This is a genomic window from Sphingomonas lycopersici (assembly GCF_026130605.1).
Classification (GTDB): Bacteria; Pseudomonadota; Alphaproteobacteria; order Sphingomonadales; family Sphingomonadaceae; genus Sphingomonas; species Sphingomonas lycopersici.
Genome location: NZ_JANFAU010000012.1, coordinates 38,227 through 53,883, shown reverse-complemented (window position 1 = coordinate 53,883; position 15,657 = coordinate 38,227). Strand labels below are relative to the sequence as shown.

At 70.2% G+C, this 15,657-nt stretch carries 16 protein-coding genes; 2 read left to right on the top strand and 14 right to left on the bottom strand.

The genetic code is table 11. From position 1 onward, the window contains the following. Nucleotides 1-9: 9 nt before the first annotated feature. Nucleotides 10-573, bottom strand: a complete 564-nt coding sequence (gene hslV, locus NED98_RS18785) for an ATP-dependent protease subunit HslV (RefSeq protein ID WP_179513193.1) — start codon at nucleotides 571-573, stop codon at nucleotides 10-12. Between the two features lie 121 nt (nucleotides 574-694). Between hslV and NED98_RS18780 the strand changes: the two genes are divergently transcribed. Continuing rightward, nucleotides 695-1,873: a Yip1 family protein gene (locus NED98_RS18780; protein WP_265314037.1), complete on the top strand. Its 1,179-nt coding sequence runs from the start codon at nucleotides 695-697 to the stop codon at nucleotides 1,871-1,873. 154 nt (nucleotides 1,874-2,027) lie between these two features. Here NED98_RS18780 and NED98_RS18775 read toward each other — a convergent pair whose 3' ends face one another. The 3 genes from NED98_RS18775 to NED98_RS18765 all read right to left on the bottom strand — a co-directional run bounded on the left by NED98_RS18775 (nucleotide 2,028) and on the right by NED98_RS18765 (nucleotide 4,388). Then, on the bottom strand, nucleotides 2,028-2,435 hold the full coding sequence (locus NED98_RS18775) for a holin family protein (RefSeq protein ID WP_179513192.1): 408 nt from the start codon (nucleotides 2,433-2,435) through the stop codon (nucleotides 2,028-2,030). Between the two features lie 20 nt (nucleotides 2,436-2,455). Then, complete coding sequence (locus tag NED98_RS18770; protein WP_265314036.1) at nucleotides 2,456-2,995, bottom strand: glycoside hydrolase family 108 protein; 540 nt, start codon at nucleotides 2,993-2,995, stop codon at nucleotides 2,456-2,458. Nucleotides 2,996-3,062: 67 nt separating this feature from the next. Next, entirely contained in the window at nucleotides 3,063-4,388 is a 1,326-nt protein-coding gene (locus NED98_RS18765) for a dihydroorotase (protein ID WP_265314074.1), read from the bottom strand. Nucleotides 4,389-4,432: 44 nt separating this feature from the next. Here NED98_RS18765 and ygfZ point away from each other — a divergent pair, with 44 nt between their 5' ends. Then, the gene (gene ygfZ, locus NED98_RS18760) at nucleotides 4,433-5,149 is read left to right on the top strand and encodes a CAF17-like 4Fe-4S cluster assembly/insertion protein YgfZ (protein WP_179513190.1); all 717 of its coding nucleotides are present in this window, start codon (nucleotides 4,433-4,435) and stop codon (nucleotides 5,147-5,149) included. Nucleotides 5,150-5,268: 119 nt separating this feature from the next. On the opposite strand, the gene NED98_RS18755 is transcribed toward ygfZ, so the two are convergent. From NED98_RS18755 to NED98_RS18710, 10 genes are all read right to left on the bottom strand, one after another. After that, complete coding sequence (locus NED98_RS18755; protein WP_209547687.1) at nucleotides 5,269-5,703, bottom strand: VOC family protein; 435 nt, start codon at nucleotides 5,701-5,703, stop codon at nucleotides 5,269-5,271. Beyond that, a complete protein-coding gene (locus NED98_RS18750) occupies nucleotides 5,700-7,001 on the bottom strand; it encodes a UDP-glucose dehydrogenase family protein (protein ID WP_179513189.1) in 1,302 nt (433 codons plus the stop codon). Before NED98_RS18750 ends, NED98_RS18755 begins: the two co-directional genes overlap by 4 nt. Before the next feature lie 397 nt (nucleotides 7,002-7,398). Further along, nucleotides 7,399-8,520, bottom strand: coding sequence for an OmpA family protein (locus NED98_RS18745; protein ID WP_265270245.1), 1,122 nt, complete (start codon nucleotides 8,518-8,520; stop codon nucleotides 7,399-7,401). A 112-nt stretch (nucleotides 8,521-8,632) separates the two neighbouring features. Then, the gene (locus NED98_RS18740) at nucleotides 8,633-9,133 is read right to left on the bottom strand and encodes a DUF2793 domain-containing protein (protein ID WP_179513187.1); all 501 of its coding nucleotides are present in this window, start codon (nucleotides 9,131-9,133) and stop codon (nucleotides 8,633-8,635) included. Between the two features lie 37 nt (nucleotides 9,134-9,170). After that, on the bottom strand, nucleotides 9,171-11,318 hold the full coding sequence (locus NED98_RS18735; RefSeq protein WP_265314035.1) for a phage tail protein: 2,148 nt from the start codon (nucleotides 11,316-11,318) through the stop codon (nucleotides 9,171-9,173). A gap of 1 nt (nucleotide 11,319) precedes the next feature. Beyond that, nucleotides 11,320-11,712, bottom strand: coding sequence for a peptidoglycan endopeptidase (locus NED98_RS18730; RefSeq protein WP_179513185.1), 393 nt, complete (start codon nucleotides 11,710-11,712; stop codon nucleotides 11,320-11,322). Beyond that, nucleotides 11,709-12,506, bottom strand: a complete 798-nt coding sequence (locus tag NED98_RS18725; protein ID WP_265314034.1) for a DUF2163 domain-containing protein — start codon at nucleotides 12,504-12,506, stop codon at nucleotides 11,709-11,711. Before NED98_RS18725 ends, NED98_RS18730 begins: the two co-directional genes overlap by 4 nt. A gap of 2 nt (nucleotides 12,507-12,508) precedes the next feature. Further along, entirely contained in the window at nucleotides 12,509-14,779 is a 2,271-nt protein-coding gene (locus NED98_RS18720) for a DUF2460 domain-containing protein (RefSeq protein ID WP_265314033.1), read from the bottom strand. A 152-nt stretch (nucleotides 14,780-14,931) separates the two neighbouring features. After that, entirely contained in the window at nucleotides 14,932-15,510 is a 579-nt protein-coding gene (locus tag NED98_RS18715; protein ID WP_265270253.1) for a tail tape measure protein, read from the bottom strand. Next, on the bottom strand, nucleotides 15,503-15,652 hold the full coding sequence (locus NED98_RS18710; protein ID WP_179510751.1) for a phage tail assembly chaperone: 150 nt from the start codon (nucleotides 15,650-15,652) through the stop codon (nucleotides 15,503-15,505). Before NED98_RS18710 ends, NED98_RS18715 begins: the two co-directional genes overlap by 8 nt. Nucleotides 15,653-15,657 lie beyond the last annotated feature (5 nt).

The window sequence follows — 15,657 nt, the reverse complement described above, 5'->3', positions numbered from 1 at the left end:
GGAAATAGTTCAGGCGGCGCTGTCGAGCGTTTCGACGACCAGCCGGTCGTTGGTGAAGACGCACAGCTCGGCCGCGATCTTCATCGATTTGCGCGCGATCGTTTCGGCGTCCTGCTCGTAATCGGCGAGCGCGCGCGCGGCGGAGAGCGCGTAATTGCCCCCCGAACCGATCGCCGCGATCCCCGCCTCGGGCTCCAGCACGTCGCCATTGCCGGTCAGGATCAAGGTCACGTCCTTGTCGGCGACGATCATCATCGCCTCCAGATTGCGGAGATATTTGTCGGTCCGCCAATCCTTCGCCAGCTCGACCGCGGCGCGCATCAAATGCCCCTGATGCCGTTCGAGCTTGGCCTCGAGCCGCTCGAACAAGGTGAAGGCATCGGCGGTCGCGCCGGCGAAGCCGCCGATCACCTTGCCCTCGGCGCCCAAGGTGCGGACCTTGCGCGCATTGGGCTTCATCACTGTATTTCCCATGGAAACCTGGCCGTCACCGGCCACCACCACCTTGCCCCCGCGTCGAACCGATAATATCGTCGTGCCGTGCCAGACGGGCGTACTGCTTTCGTTGCTCATGGCGCGGCATATGGGGCGGCTTGAAGGGCGCCGCAATCACCCCTGCCGCCGTCGTATCGATCCTATCCTTGACGCTCCGAACGGCGCAGGAATTGCCCAAAGCAAAAAGAGGGGAATATCGATGGCAAGCCAGTTCCCGGAAGGCCGCACCACCTCGCTGGTCGAGCGCGCCAAGAACCTGATCCTGCAACCCAAGGACGAATGGCCGCGGATCGATGCCGAGCCGATGACGGTGAAGGGGATCTTCACCGGCTGGGTCGTCCCGCTCGCCGCGATCGGCCCGATCGCCGGGCTGATCGGCAGCCTCGCCTTCGGCTACAGCTTCCTCGGCATCACCTATCGCCCCTCGATCGGCGCGGCGGTGACCACGGCGGTGGTCGGCTATGCGCTGGCGCTGGCTGCCGTGTGGCTGCTCGCACAGATCATCAATGCGCTCGCCCCGACCTTCGGCGGCACCAAGAACAATATCGCCGCGACCAAGGTGGCGGCCTTTTCCGCGACCGCGGGCTGGCTCGTGGGGATATTCCAGATCATCCCCATGCTCGGCTTCCTCGGGCTGCTCGGGCTCTACAGCCTCTATCTGCTCTATGTCGGGCTGCCGCGGCTGATGAAGGCGCCGGACGAAAAGGCGATGGGCTATACGATCACGACGATCGTCGCGGCGATCGTCGTGATGCTGGTGGTCGGCGGGCTGACCTCGGCGATAACCTCGCCGATGATGCGTCCCGCGCTCACGCTCGGTTCGGCGAGCGATACGGTCTCGGTCCCCGGCGTAGGGTCGGTCGATCTCGGCAAGCTCGATGCGGCGAGCAAGCAGATGCAGGCCTCCGCCGAGAAGATGCAGGCCGGCACGCCCGTCGCGCTCACCCCGACCGCGACCTTGCAGGGCTTCCTCCCCGATACGATCGGTGGATGGAAGCGCGGCGATATCGAGACCGCGAGCGGCGGCGCCGGCGGGGTCGGCGGGTCGAAGGCCGAGGCGCGCTATACCCAGGGCAATGATTCGATCACGTTGGCGGTGGCCGATGTCGGCGCGATGGGCGCGCTGGCCGGGCTGGGTCAGGCGCTCAACGTCCAGTCCAACCGCGAGACCAAGGACGGTTACGAGCGCACCTCGACCGTCGACGGCCGCATGACCAGCGAAAAGTGGAATTCGACCTCGCGCAACGGCAGCTACAATGTGATCGTCGGCAATCGCTTCGCGGTCTCCGCCGACGGCACCGCGCCCGATGCCGCCGCGTTCAAGTCGCTGGTCGGCGCGATCGATATCGGCAAGCTCGAATCGCTCGCCAAGAGCTGACGAAACAGCCCGTCCACCTTCTTCTCCCCTCCCTGGTGAAGGGAGGGGCTGGGGGTGGGTGGATATGGGGGATACCGGTCCGCTTCCTCGCAGGCCAACCCACCCCCGATCCCTCCCTTGTTCAAGGGAGGGGAGAAGAGGGGGGCGATATCGCTCACCGCCCCTTCGCCTTGCCCCATTCGCGCGCCACGGTGTACCCAAGGTAACCGGTGCCGAACAACGCGTAGAGCGGCTCGGGAATCCCGTTGAGATAGGCGTTCATCCCCTGCCCGATCGCGCTCGCCCAGGCCGGGCGGATCGCCGCGATCAGCCCCATCGGGATCGACCACAAGAGCAGCACATACATCACATAGAGGAAGCTCGGCCGCGCGCGGCTGGTCCAGGGATCGGTCGAACCGGCCTCGGCCAGCACCGCGGCCATCTGGGTCTTGATCCGTTCGAGCTCCTGCGTCCCGTCGAGCCGCAGCAATTCGAGCTTGGCCGCCTCGCGCGCCTTGGGATCGGGGATCAGCCGATCGATCAGCCCCGCGACCGGGGCGATGATGCTATCGAGCAACGCCATATCGTCTCTCCGCAAGTATCTCAGCCGAGCCGGTTGGCAAGCCAGCCGTAGAGAAAGGCCTCATTGGCCGGGCGACGCTCCGCCAATGTCATGTATCGCGCGCCCTGCAGCGCCTCGAGCGCCTTGAGCAGCACGCGCTCGCCCGCCGCGCCGCGCCGCGCGCGAAACCCGTCGAGCGCCGCGAGGGTATGCGGGCCGATGAGCCCGTCGACCGCGACATCGGCATGATCCGCCCCGCCGCGATTGAGCGCGTTGAGCGCGCGCTGGAGGAAGCCAGTCGCCACCTTCGGCCCCATATTGATCCCGGTGTCGAACAGTTCGGCCGCGATCAGCGGCATCGCCGCCGCGACGCGGTCATAGCCCGGGCGCTGCCAATAGAGCCGGCGATAGATCGCCGCCGCGGTCTCGCGCGGCAGCGCGCGCATGTCGCCGGCATAGCCATTGGCACGCGCCACCCGCTCGGTGATGCCCCAGCGCGTCGCGCCGCCGCGATCGGCAGGGTTGTCGCTGAAACCACCTTCGCGCCCGAGCACCGCATCGATCAGATCGTCAATATCCATTGCTGCCCGTCCTCGATGGGGAACGGCAGTCCATTTAACCCAATTGGTTCGTGTAGGAAAGAGGGCCTTACCCGAAATCGACCGATTCGAACCGTACCGGCTCGCCCGCCGGCGCGTCGCCGAGGCTGTCCTCCCACATCGCCACCCCGCCGCGGATGATCGTGCCGATCGGCTTGCCGGTCAGCGTCATCCCGGTGAACGGCGACCAGCCGCAGCGCGAGGCGAGCCATTGCGTGTCGATCGTCCAGCGCTTCTTGAGATCGACGACGGTGAAATCGGCGTCATAGCCCGCGGCGATTCGCCCCTTGCCCGCGATCCCGAAGATGCGCTGCGCGCCCGCGCTGGTCAGGTCGATCACCCGCTGGAGCGTCAGCCGCCCCGCGGCGGCATGATCGAGCAGCAGCGGGAGCAAGGTCTGCACCCCCGGCATCCCGCTCGGCGAGGCGGGATAGGGCTTGGCCTTTTCCTCGAGCGTATGCGGCGCGTGATCCGATCCGATCACATCGGGCACACCCTGGTTGAGCCAATGCCACAGCCCGTCGCGATGCGCGCCCGAGCGGATCGGCGGGTTCATCTGCGCCAGCGTGCCGAGCCGCGGATAGGCCTCCTCCCCCGCGAGCGTCAGATGCTGCGGGGTCACCTCGCACGAGGCAATGTCCTTGTGCTGCGCGAGCAGTTCGAGCTCGGCGGGGGTGGTGACATGAAGCACATGCACCCGCCGCCGCGCCGCCCGCGCCAGCGCGAGGATCCGCCGCGTCGCGAGCATCGCGCTCTCGTCGTCGCGCCACACCGGGTGGCTCGCGGGATCGCCCTCGACGCGCTCGCCGGCGCGCGCGTTCATCCGTTCCTCGTCCTCGGCGTGGATCGCGACGCGGCGACGCCCCGAAGCGAGCACCTCGGCGAGCCGCGCATCCTCGCTGACCAGGAGGTCGCCGGTCGAGGCGCCCATGAAGATCTTGACCCCCGCGGTCCCCGGCAGCCGTTCGAGCTCGGCAAGGTCGCGCGCATTGTGGTTGGTCGCGCCGACGTAAAAGGCGTGGTCGCACCACATCCGCCCCTTGGCGCGGGCGAGCTTGTCCGCGATCGCCGCGGCGCTATCGGTATTGGGCTTGGTGTTGGGCATTTCGAACACCGCGGTCACCCCGCCCATCACCGCCGCGACGCTGCCGGTGGCGAGGTCTTCCTTATGTTCGAGCCCCGGCTCGCGGAAATGGACCTGGGTGTCGATCACCCCCGGCAGGATATCGAGCCCGGTACAGTCGATCGTCCGCCCGGCATCGCCGCTCGCGCCGATCGCGACGATCTTGCCGCCGCGCACCGCGACATCGGCGCGCACCGGGCCGCCCGGCGTGTGAACCGTGCCGCCTGCCAGCTTGAGATCGAATGTCGCCATCATCAGCCCTTCCGTCGCCTGCTGAGTCTCCCTAACTCTGGCGCATGACCGATACCACCCCGACGATGCTGGCCGATCGTGCCGTGATCCGCGTTTCCGGCGATGATGTGCGCGGCTTCCTCCAGGGTCTCGTCACCAACGACGTTGCCGGCCCGCTCCCCGTCTGGGCCGCGCTGCTCACCGCGCAGGGCAAGGCTTTGTTCGATTTCCTGCTGTGGGAAGACGGCGCCGATGTGCTGATCGATTGCGAGGCGGCGCAGGCCGATGCGTTGGTGCGCCGGCTGACGCTCTACCGCTTGCGCCGCGCGATCACGATTGCGCGCGATCCGGCGCTCGCGGTGCATTGGCGCCCGACCGGCGACGAGGGCGTCCCCGATCCGCGCCTCCCGGCGCTCGGCCGGCGCTGGATCGCTGCCCCCGGCGCTGCCGTCGAAGGCTGGCTCGCGCACCGCCTGTCGCTCGGGGTGACCGAGGGCGTCGCCGAACTGGGCGACGGCGCAACCTTGTGGCTCGAATGCAATGCGCGCGAGCTCAACGGGGTCAGCTTCACCAAGGGCTGTTACGTCGGGCAAGAGAATACCGCGCGGATGCATCACCGCAGCAAGGTCAATCGCCGGCTGTTCGTCTGCCCGCTCGCCGAGCCCGGCGACCGCACCCGCACGCGTTACCCCGCGCTGGGGCTGATGATCGAGCTGCGCCGCGTCGAGGCACCGGGAGATGCGATTGTCCCGGACTGGCTGGCGGGGGCGCTCGCCGATTGACGGATTCGAGCGCCAGCCATTCCGTTCGCCCCGAGCCCGTCGAAGGGCGTCCTGTCGGCGGTGACTCGCGGACGCCCTTCGACAAGCTCAGGGGGAACGGGGAGAAGTGACCCGACTAACTAAGCCCGATCCGCATCGTTCGGCCACAGCCCCGGCGTCGCCACTTCGAGCACATGCCCGTCGGGGTCCTCGAAATAGAGGCTGGTGCCGCCGCGCGGCCAATGCATCTCGCCGCGCAACGTCACCCCGGCCGCGGCGAGATGCGCGCGCCACGGCGCCAGCGCATCGGCGGCGATCGCGAACGCCATATGCAGCGGCCCGTGCCCGTCATGCCCCGGCACCGTGCCGCGCTCGCCGCTCACATCGTCGGTCGCCCCGCCTTCCGGGAACAGCAGCAACACCCCACCGCGCCCGGCGTCGAACGCGGTCAGCCGCGGGGTCTCGAGCATGATTGAGAGCCCCAGCACGTCGCGGAAGAACGCCACCGATCGCGCCATGTCCGCGACATAGAGCGCGGTTTCGAGCAGCCCCGCGATCGGCGGCGCGCGGTTCACCGCCCGACCGCCGAATAAGCGAAGCCGGCGCGCTCTGCCTCCGCCCGGTCGTAGATGTTGCGCAGATCGACCAGCACCGGCGCCGCCATCGTCGCGGCGAGCCGCTTGAGATCGAGCGCGCGGAACACATCCCATTCGGTGACGATCGCCACCGCATCCGCCCCTGCCGCGGCGTCATAGGCGTCGGCGCAATAAGTGATGTCGGGCATCACCGCCTTGGCGGTCTCGGCGCCCTCGGGATCATAAGCGCGGACATTGACCCCGGCGTCGATCAGGCTCTGGACGATCGCGATCGACGGCGCGTCGCGCATGTCGTCGGTATTGGGCTTGAAGGTCAGCCCGAGCACCGCGACGGTCTTGCCGCGTGCGTCGCCGCCCAGCGCGTTGAGCACCTTGCGCCCCATCGCGCGCTTGCGGGTATCGTTGACCTGGACGACCGCCTCGACGATCCGCACCGGGCTTTCGAAATCCTCGGCGGTCTTGAGCAGCGCCAGCGTATCCTTGGGGAAGCACGACCCGCCATAGCCGGGGCCGGCGTGGAGGAATTTGCGCCCGATGCGATTGTCGAGCCCGATCCCGCGCGAAACGTCGCGCACGTCGGCGCCCACCGCTTCGCACAGATCGGCCATTTCGTTGATGAAGGTGATCTTGGTCGCGAGGAACGCATTGGCGGCATATTTGGTCAGTTCGGCGGTGCGCCGCCCGGTGAACAGGATCGGGCTCTCGCCGAGATAGAGCGGACGATAGACTTCGCGCATCACCGCGCGCGCGCGATCGTCGTCGGTGCCGATGACGATCCGGTCGGGGCGTTTGAAATCGCCGATCGCGGCGCCTTCGCGCAGGAATTCCGGGTTGGAAACGACCGCGAAATCGCCGTCGGGGCGGGTATCGCGCAATATCTGCTCGACTCGGTCGCCGGTGCCGACCGGGACGGTCGATTTGGTCACCACCACCAGCGGCCCGGTCGCGGCGCGCGCGATCTCCTCGGTGGCGGCATAGACATAGCTCAGATCGGCGTGGCCGTCGCCGCGCCGCGACGGGGTGCCGACCGCGATGAACACCGCATCCGCCCCGGCGACCCCGGCGGCGAGATCGGTGGTGAAGGACAAGCGCCCCGCGGCGACATTGCTGCTGACCAGTTGCTCGAGCCCGGGCTCATAGATCGGGATCCGCCCCGCGAGCAGCGCCTCGATCTTGTCCGCCGCCTTGTCGACGCAAATCACGCTATGGCCGAAATCGGCGAAGCAGGCGCCGGATACCAGCCCGACATATCCCGAGCCGATCATCGTGATGCGCATCTGAACTCCTTACGTCTTGATAGCCGTAGAGCGGCTCTAATGCCTTCGCCGGCAAACTCCATGACAAACAGCGGATTGGGTGCGCGGTTGCATCGCGCGCACCGGGCATTCCATCGATCGGCGGCCTGGTAGCGCCGCTGGAATCACGCGCCGCCCCTCATCCAACCGTTCGCCCTGAGCCTGTCGAAGGGCTGTACTTCCTTCGTCGGAAGAAAGTGCAGGGCTTCGACAAGCTCAGCCCGAACGGGGTTGCGGGACCGCTTTCCCACGAAGCACGCCGCTTTTCTGCCCGCCCGACAAGTTTTCTGCCCGCCCGACAAGGCGCCGGCCCCACCGCAACAAAAAAGGGAGGCCGGCGATGCCGACCTCCCGATTTTTTCGTCGATGGATATCGAACTTAGTGGCCGGCGCCCGGCCCGTAAGTGATTTCCACGCGACGGTTCTGGACCTCGCGGACGCCATCGGCGGTCTGCACGCGGAGGTGCGTCTTGCCGAACGCCTGGGTCGAGATCACCCCGTCCGGGATCGACTTCGACGTCAGATACGCCTTCACCGAGTCCGCACGACGCTGCGACAGGCCCATGTTGTACTTCGCCGAACCCGAGGTGTCGGTGAAGCCCGCGACCATGACCTGCGCGTTGCCGCAGCTCTGGTACTGGGTGACCGCATTGTCGAGGATCGACTGCGCTTCCGGGGTGATGTCCGACTTGTCCCACTCGAAGAAGACAATGAACGGACCCGGCGAGCACACCACTTCCGGCGGCGGCGGCGGCGGCGGCGGAGGCGGCGGGGGAGGCGGCGGCGGGGGCGGCGGCGGCGGCGGAGCAGCCGGTTCGCCGAAGTTGTAGGTCAGACCGCCGAGGATCGAGTGCGACCGGAAGCGGCCGTCGTACGACGAACCCGCAATGTCGGTCAGCTTCACGCTGTTCGCGTTGAAGAAACGATACTTCAGCGAGACGTCGACATGGCTGGTCAGCGGTGCGCGGATACCCGCGATCGCCTGCCATGCGAAGACCGTGTCGGAATCGTCCAGCGTCGAGCCGGCGCGGTTCAGATCGATCCGGTTCTTGACCCGCGCGACACCGGCACCGCCGCCGACGAAGCCCTGCAGCCCGTCGTCCGGCCCGAAGTCGAGCAAGCCGTTGAGCATGAAGCTCAGCGCCGAAGAACGGCCGCCGGCATAGCCATAGGTGCCCGGCGCAAGGATCGAGCCGCCCGTGAGCGGGATGCCAGCGGTCGACGCAATGCTGTCGACGGTCGCGGTGCGATAACCGACCTCGGCTTCGAGGCGGAAGCCGCCGAAGTCGTAACCAATCACGCCGTCCGAATCCCAACCATAATCATGGTTGACAGTCGCCGTGCCGGTCAGCGCCGGATTCACGTTGGCGATATTGTAGTTGATGTCCTCGACAATCATCGCGCCGAAATCGGCGCCCACGTACCAAGCCTTGTCGCGGGCAAGCGCCGGCGAGGCAAGTGCGGTGGAGGCAAGTGCCACTACAACGGCAAGCTTCCGCATCATAATCCCCTTTCCACAATGTCACTACGGACAGCGCAAACTCACTATCGGAAGCTTGGTTTCCACGCAAGCGCACAAAAACGTCGATTTGTTGCTATTATGCAACAATCGTTCACGCAATCAGACCGTGCCCGCGCAGCGCGGCCAGCACCTCGCGCAAGGTCGCGCGCGCCGCGCCGTCCACCGTCGTGCCGCCGGCCGGATCGGCAATCGCCGCGCGCCGCGCGCCGATTACCTGCTCGCCCCCGACCAGCAATCGCGTCGCGCGCATCTCGCCGACGCGCCACGCGCCCGCCTCGAACCGCACCGCGACGCGATCCGCAAGGCTCCATGCGACCATTCCCTCCACAGGCGCGACGTAACGCCAGCCACTTGCGGTCCAGCCGGCGAGCATCGCCCCGCGCCCGGCCCATTCGCCGCCGGGCGCCGCGCCGACGATCCAGCATTGCCCCGCCGCGGGCGCGGCCGGCGGCACGTCGACCGACACCGCCTCGACCACCGGCTGGACCGCGATGTCGAGCAGCGCCAGCGCCTCATTGTGATCGACCTCCTTCTGCGCCTGCCCCGGCTGCAGCAGCGGCAGCGCGAGGCGCGGCGATCGCTCGTCGGTCATCGATTCCTCCCAGTGTAAAATGTGATTAGGTTGCGGGTCACAGTCGCGGATCGTGGGGTCGGATTACGATCGTCGCGGCGGGCGACGCGCCGTTGGTGCCGATCTGCGCCACCGTCACGCCGACCGGCCCTGCGGCGCGCTCCGCCGCGGTGACCCGCGCGACGGGGGTATCGACGGCGAGCGTCCGCGCTGCCGCGCCGGTCGGCACGATCGTCACGCGATAGTGCTCGCGCTCCTCGCCCAGCGGGGTGTCCGCGCCGTCGCGCCACCGCCAGCCGCTGCGCCCGCGCCGCCGCCAGCGGATCGTCGCCCCGCCGTCGGCATCATCGTCGACCGCCAGCCCGACCGGCGCCGGCGGCAGCATCGAGGCGCCGGTCAGCACGACGGAGGTTTCCGCAACATCGGACACCGCCTCCGCCGCGACCTGCACCGCCTGCCCCGGCGCCGCGGCGAGCGACAGCGTCAGCGCGGCCTCGGCCTCGATCAGCACGAACCGGTCGCCGGCCGCATGGTCGGCGAGCGCGGTCCCGCGCCGCCCGCGCAGCAGATCGCGCAACCGCCAGCGCCGCGCCGCGAGCTGATCCGCCGCGCCGAACTGGAGCAATTCGTCGCCGACCAGCGCCAGGTTCGCGCCGCGATCGAGCGCCCCCGCATCGGCGCCGCTCAGCGTCATGCCGTCATGCGCCAGATCGACGAGAATCTCGCTGCGCCGGTCGACCAATGTCGCGGGCGCCCACGGCACCCCCGCCGCGACCACCCCGAGCGTCGCCGGCAGCGCGCTGCCGCCGATCGCGGTCCAGCGCGCGCCGCCGTCGAGGCTGGTGCGCAGCGCCGCGCGCCGCCACCCCGGCGCGCTTCCCGCGGCGACGATCGTCAGCCGCGGCTCGCTCAGCAACGCCTCGTCGAGCGCGGGCAATTCGAAGGCATGGAGGATCGTCGTCCCCGCCACCGCATCGGGCGCGCCGAGCACCCGCCCCGACGACGCGGCCACCGGCGCGGTCGCCCAGCGCTCGGCGAGCAGATCGAGCGTCACCGCCATCCGCTCGAGCGTCGCGCCGGTCACCCGCCACAGCCCGTCCTCGCCGGCGATCGCCACCCGGTCGCCGGGCGCCACCGCGATCGCGGCGACGTCGCTCGTCACCCGCCGCCGCACCCGCTCGGCCTCGGCGCGCGCGAGCATCGCGGTGGCGAGCGCCTTCGCCGCCCCCGCACCGATCGCCGCCGGGGCATCGACCGTCTCGCCGCGCCGCCCTGCGCCGGGCCGCGTCGCGCGCTGCCGCCCGGTCTGATAATCGCGCGCCGGATCGTAATGCGCGACCGCGATCGATTGCGGTACCGTCTCGATCGGGCGGATCGACCGCGTGCGCCGCGGCGCGCCGGCATCCTCCACCGTCGCCACCGCGCCCACCCCCGGCGCGCGCATCTCGATCGCGTCGCCGACCGGCGCGAACCGGCACCCGCCGATCTGCCCGAGCACCGCGACCACCGCGCGCGCATTCTCGCCATAGGCCGAAAAGCCGTCGATCGCCGCGCTGCCCCCCGCATCGCGCACCACGCCGTCGCTGACCGCCTGGGCCACCGCGCCGACCGTCACCGGCGCGGCATCGGCGGTCACCTCGAAGGTCAGCGACGGGATGCGATTGCCGAAATCCTCCAGCGCGAGATCCTCGAACACCGCATAAGCGATGCCGCGATGCGCCGGGGCGAGCGCCGCGCCTTCCGCGCTGGCGATCAGCGGATCGACCGGCTGATCCTCGCCGCCGGTCAGCAGGCGGAAATTGGTCGCGCTCTTCCAGTCGCCCGCCGCGCCGCGCAGCAGATTGCCGTCGGCCCAGATCCGCCCGACCCCGAGGATCGGCCGCGACGACAGCGCCACCGCGAAGGATGCGGTATAGCTGTAGCTGGTGACCTTCGGCCGCCCCTTGCCCCCGCTGGTCGCGCGATGCTCGACCAGATCGGTTGCCCAGATCACCGATCCCGCGACCCGCATCGTCCCGAACAATCGGGGGATCGGCGCGCCATAGCTCGAACCCTGCACCGCCAGCTCGATCAGCCGCGGCCCTTCGCGCCCCTTGGGCTTGAACAGCAGGTTGCGGTCGATGATCTGCCCGAGCGTCGCGCCGATCGCGCCGCCGATCGGCCCGCCGAAGACATTGCCCACCGCGGTCAGCACCAAGGTCGCCATCTCATTCCCCTTCAAGCCGCCACGCCGCGAGCACCGGCCACGGCGGCGCCCCCGGCCGCTCGACGACGCGGCGCAGCCCCGCATCGGCGTGGACGAACCCCGCCTCGGTCCTGATCGCGAGATGCAGCCCGCCGCCCGCGCGGCACAGCAGCAGATCGCCCGCCGCATCGCCGTCGCACGGCTCCAGCCCGGCGAGCATCGCCGGGGCGACCGCGGCCTCCCCCGCGGCAAGCGCGTAACCGGCCGGCACCCGCCCGCGCCACCCGCCCGCGGCGAGCGCCCAGGCCGCGACCCCGACGCAATCGAGCCCCAACGCCGGATCGCGCCCGTGCGCGCGGAACCGCGCCCCGATCGTCGCGCGCGCCGCCGCGACGACGCGCCCGGCGCGCGTCATCCGCCCGGGTAGCGCGTCAGCAGGTCGATCCCCGGCAGATAGGGCTCGCCGCGGAAATTGATCGCATTGCCGAACCGCCCCGCGCAGGTCGCGATCGTCTTGTCGCACCCCTCGGTCACCTCGATCAGCACCCCGGGCTGGATCGCGAACGGCGGCAAGGTGCGCAGCGTCATCATTGCCCCCGCCGAGGCGGTCACCGCGCTCTCGAACCCGCAATTCATCCCCCCCAGCCACCGCACCAGCCCGCCGCCATAAGCATCGGGCGCGGGCTCATCGCGATCGAGCGTCACCGCCTCGGCGTCGCTCGCCACCACCCGCGCGAACCGCCGCCGCCCGGCCAGCACGACGCGGCAGCGCCGGTCGCCCAGCTCGGCGCGGCAATCGGGCGAAGTCGCCTCGGTCGCCGGCCGGTCGAGCGCCGCCGCCGCGCCGCGCAGCTCGGCGGTGAACCCGGCCGCGTCGAGATCGACCGCGCCGATCGTTCCCGCGCCGAGCGGGACCGGCGCGCCGCCCGCCGCCCAGTCGACCGCGACGATGCCGACCCGCGCGCCGTCCCACCGCCCCGCGATCAGATCGCGCTCGGTAATCGCCGCGCTGGTCAGCGCGCCCTTGGCGTCCATCGTCGCCGCTTCGAGCCCGTCGCCGCGCACGATCGCCGAGGGGGTCATCCCCGGCGCGGCGCGATAGGTGAAGCCGTCGACCTCGAGGTCGCGGTCGTGATCGGTCAGCCCGATCGCCACCCCGTCGCGGCGCTCGATCCGCCAGCAGATCGCGAGCCCGGTCACCCGGTCCATGCTCAATCCTCCCTGATCTCGATCAGCGGCACCGACGGCGCCGCCCCGGCGAGGAAGGTCGCGCGCGTCACGCTCAGCCGGTCCTCGGCGAAGCGCACCGGAACGTCGAACGCGAACGAAGCGGTGATCGCCACCCCCGAAGCCGGCGCGGCGTCGAACACGACATGCCCGCCCTGCTCCAGCGCGAATCCCGCGGTCGCGACGCCGCCGAGCCGGACCCCGACGCTCCCCGCCACCGGGCGGGTGATCCGGCGCACCGTCGCGCCATAATGTTTGACCAGCGCGAAGCGCCGCGTCGCGCCGTCGCCGGTGCCGATCGCCACGTCCGCCGCATCGGCGTCGAACGGATCGCGCAACCGGAAGCCGCGCGCCGGCCCCATCCGCGCGCGGAAGAAATCGAGCAGCACGCGGATGTCCTGCTCGCTGCGCACCCCCGGCCCGGCGTCATAGCGCGTCCGCGCCCCCGCCCACGCCACGTTGCGCGTCTCACGCCCGCCCGCGCTGGCGACGATCGTGGTGGAGAATTCGGGCGCCACCTCCGCCTCGCGGCCGAGCGCGAGCGGGAACAGCACGTCGTCGAACGCGATCACCGGCTCCTCCTCATCCCAATGCACCAAACCGTCGCGCATCACCTGCGGCAGCGCCCAGAAATAGGCGCGCGCCACCCCGCGCCGCCGCGCGGCATCGGCCGCGGCGGCGATCTGCCGCCAGTGCGGCGTCGCATCCGCCGCATCGCGCACGAACCCCGCGAAATAATCCTGCCGCCCCGGCGGGTAGCCGAGCCGCGCCGCCGCCGCCGTCGCGCCGGCGCGCGACGAGGCGGTGTCGCCCGCGGTCACCCAGTCATAATCCTCGAGCTGGAGCATATCGAACGCTGGGGAGGCCCAGCCGATCGGCAGATTGACGCGTTTCGCCTCGGGCGCCGCCGCGTCGAGCACCGTCGGGAGATAGGCGAGCAGATAGGTCCGGCAGTCCGCCGCCACCGCGCGCGCCGCCGCGACGAGCGCGGCGGTCGATGCCGCCAGCGCCGCGCCCGCCGCATCGAGCGTCGCGATCTCGGCGGGGCTCTTGGCGCCCGCGATCGTCGCGATCGGCACCGGCGCGAAGGCGGCCACCGCGCTGGCGTCATAAAGGCACGGCCGCCCGTCGGGCATCACCCACCACCACGGCTCGCCGACCTGGAAATGCGCCCCCAGCCCCGCCTCGACGCCGATCGCGACGAACGCCCGCGCCACCGCCTGCAGGTAATTCATCGCGCCGGCGTGGGTCGGCGAAAGCAGGGTCGAAGGCGGCGACCAGCCGGTCAGCGCGGGCGCACCATCCGCCGCGCGCTGCTTCCAGTCGCCCCAGCAATGCCGGTCGAACAATTCGTAGCTCAGCGACCAGATGATATCATAGCCGAGCTCCCGCGCCCGCGCCGCGAAATCGCGATGCCACGCCGCGCAGGCGGCATTGAGCGCCCCGCCGGCAAGGCTGACGTAAAGCCCGCCCGAATTGGCCTCGAGCCGGAAATAATGGCTCATCCCGACATAATGGACGATCGCCCCGCGATAGCCGAGCTGGAGCGCGTTGCGCAGCAGCCGCGCGGGGGTGAGATTGTAGCTGTCGTCATAGCCCCCGGCGATGCCGATGCCATGTTCGGGGACGATTACATCGCCGATCGCGATCACCGCGCCCGCGCCTTCGCAGCGGATCGCGCTCATCTCCGCCCAGCCCTCGGTCGGCGCGGCGAGCAATGCGTCCGCCCCGCTGTAATCGCGCGGAACGAGCGAGACGAACATCCGGTCGACATCTCCCGCCCACACCGTGTCCGCCTCCGCCGGCAGCATGAACCCGCCGACGACGCTGGCGAAGTCGATCGAGATCAGCGCATCCTCGGGCATGCCCTCGGCATAATTCCACAACCGCACGTACCAGGTCCGCGGATCGCCGTTCCGGTCGCGCCCCTCGATCGTCAGCACCGGGCCGTTGACCGCATCGAGCGCGCGCACCCCGCCCGAGCGCCAGCGGAACGAGAGCCGGCAATCGCGGAAATCGCGCGCGGTCTCATATCGGAGCAGCGGATGATCCCAGCGATCCTCGGCTTCCCAGATCAGCCCGGCGAGATCGTCGGCGCGATAGAAGACGCAATCGACCCGCAGCGCATCGGGCGCGGTCGTCGTCACCGCCGCCATCATCGGCCGCGGGAAGTTGACCGTCCAGAAACGCGCGTCGAAGCGCTGGATCACCCCCGCCGCCTGATGCCGCCGCTCGCGGCTCAGCCAATAGCCCATATCCCGTTCGCCTTGATTGTCCGCGCCAGCGAAAAGAAATCCGTTCGCCCTGAGCCTGTCGAAGGGCGGCCCCAACTCACGGGGACAGGACGCCCTTCGACAAGCTCAGGGCGAACGGTGGAGAGGGGCCCCGTTCCAACATCGCGGGGCCCCTACCCCCCCGCCTCGTCGAGCGCGGCCTTCACCGCGCGCGCCACCTGGCGGCTCGATCGCGCCAGCGCCGCCGGGGCGGTGTCGGCGGCGGCGTTGACGGTGATCGCCACCCGCACCTCGCGCGCGCCCGCCGCGCCCGCCGGCGCGATCGCGCCGCTCGCGGTGGGGATGAACAATTCCGGCCCGCGCTCGCCGACCCAATAAGGCCGCGCGGGCGATACCGGCCCGCCGGTCGCGCGCCCCGGCGCCCCGCCGAGCAAAGCGAGCAGCCCGCCGAGCAACCCGCCGCCACCGCCACCGCCGGAGCCGCCGCTGCCGAGGATCTGCTGAAGCCCACCGCGGATCGCCGAGGCGGCGATCTCGGCCATCACCGACAGCGCGACCTTCTTGAGATCCTCGAACCCCAGTTTCCCGCTCTGCACCGCGCGCAACAGGGTGCGCTCGATCGCCCGCCCCGCGCGATCCGCGCCGGCCGCCAGCGGGCCTTCGAGCTCGCCGCGCATCGCCGCCACGTCGCGCGCGAACGCCGTCGTGTCGGCGCGGACGTCGATCACCAGCCGCTCGATTTCCTCATCCATCGGGGAACCTTTCCCTCAAACGCGCGATCGTCGCCGCATCGGGCGGCACCGCATCGCCCTCGTCGCCGAGACAGGCGCGCACCAGCCCCGCGAGCTCCGCCGGGGTCGCGCGCCAGAAGGCATCGGGCGGCCAGCCGAACATCACCC

What these genes read in the sequence shown, in the direction of transcription:
- hslV (WP_179513193.1), bottom strand. Translation starts at nt 573, where the DNA reads ATGAGCAACGAAAGCAGTACGCCCGTCTGGCACGGCACGACGATATTA.
- NED98_RS18780 (WP_265314037.1), top strand. Translation starts at nt 695, where the DNA reads ATGGCAAGCCAGTTCCCGGAAGGCCGCACCACCTCGCTGGTCGAGCGC.
- NED98_RS18775 (WP_179513192.1), bottom strand. Translation starts at nt 2,435, where the DNA reads ATGGCGTTGCTCGATAGCATCATCGCCCCGGTCGCGGGGCTGATCGAT.
- NED98_RS18770 (WP_265314036.1), bottom strand. Translation starts at nt 2,995, where the DNA reads ATGGATATTGACGATCTGATCGATGCGGTGCTCGGGCGCGAAGGTGGT.
- NED98_RS18765 (WP_265314074.1), bottom strand. Translation starts at nt 4,388, where the DNA reads ATGGCGACATTCGATCTCAAGCTGGCAGGCGGCACGGTTCACACGCCG.
- ygfZ (WP_179513190.1), top strand. Translation starts at nt 4,433, where the DNA reads ATGACCGATACCACCCCGACGATGCTGGCCGATCGTGCCGTGATCCGC.
- NED98_RS18750 (WP_179513189.1), bottom strand. Translation starts at nt 7,001, where the DNA reads ATGCGCATCACGATGATCGGCTCGGGATATGTCGGGCTGGTATCCGGC.
- NED98_RS18745 (WP_265270245.1), bottom strand. Translation starts at nt 8,520, where the DNA reads ATGCGGAAGCTTGCCGTTGTAGTGGCACTTGCCTCCACCGCACTTGCC.
- NED98_RS18740 (WP_179513187.1), bottom strand. Translation starts at nt 9,133, where the DNA reads ATGACCGACGAGCGATCGCCGCGCCTCGCGCTGCCGCTGCTGCAGCCG.
- NED98_RS18735 (WP_265314035.1), bottom strand. Translation starts at nt 11,318, where the DNA reads ATGGCGACCTTGGTGCTGACCGCGGTGGGCAATGTCTTCGGCGGGCCG.
- NED98_RS18730 (WP_179513185.1), bottom strand. Translation starts at nt 11,712, where the DNA reads ATGACGCGCGCCGGGCGCGTCGTCGCGGCGGCGCGCGCGACGATCGGG.
- NED98_RS18725 (WP_265314034.1), bottom strand. Translation starts at nt 12,506, where the DNA reads ATGGACCGGGTGACCGGGCTCGCGATCTGCTGGCGGATCGAGCGCCGC.
- NED98_RS18720 (WP_265314033.1), bottom strand. Translation starts at nt 14,779, where the DNA reads ATGGGCTATTGGCTGAGCCGCGAGCGGCGGCATCAGGCGGCGGGGGTG.
- NED98_RS18715 (WP_265270253.1), bottom strand. Translation starts at nt 15,510, where the DNA reads ATGGATGAGGAAATCGAGCGGCTGGTGATCGACGTCCGCGCCGACACG.
- NED98_RS18710 (WP_179510751.1), bottom strand. Translation starts at nt 15,652, where the DNA reads ATGTTCGGCTGGCCGCCCGATGCCTTCTGGCGCGCGACCCCGGCGGAG.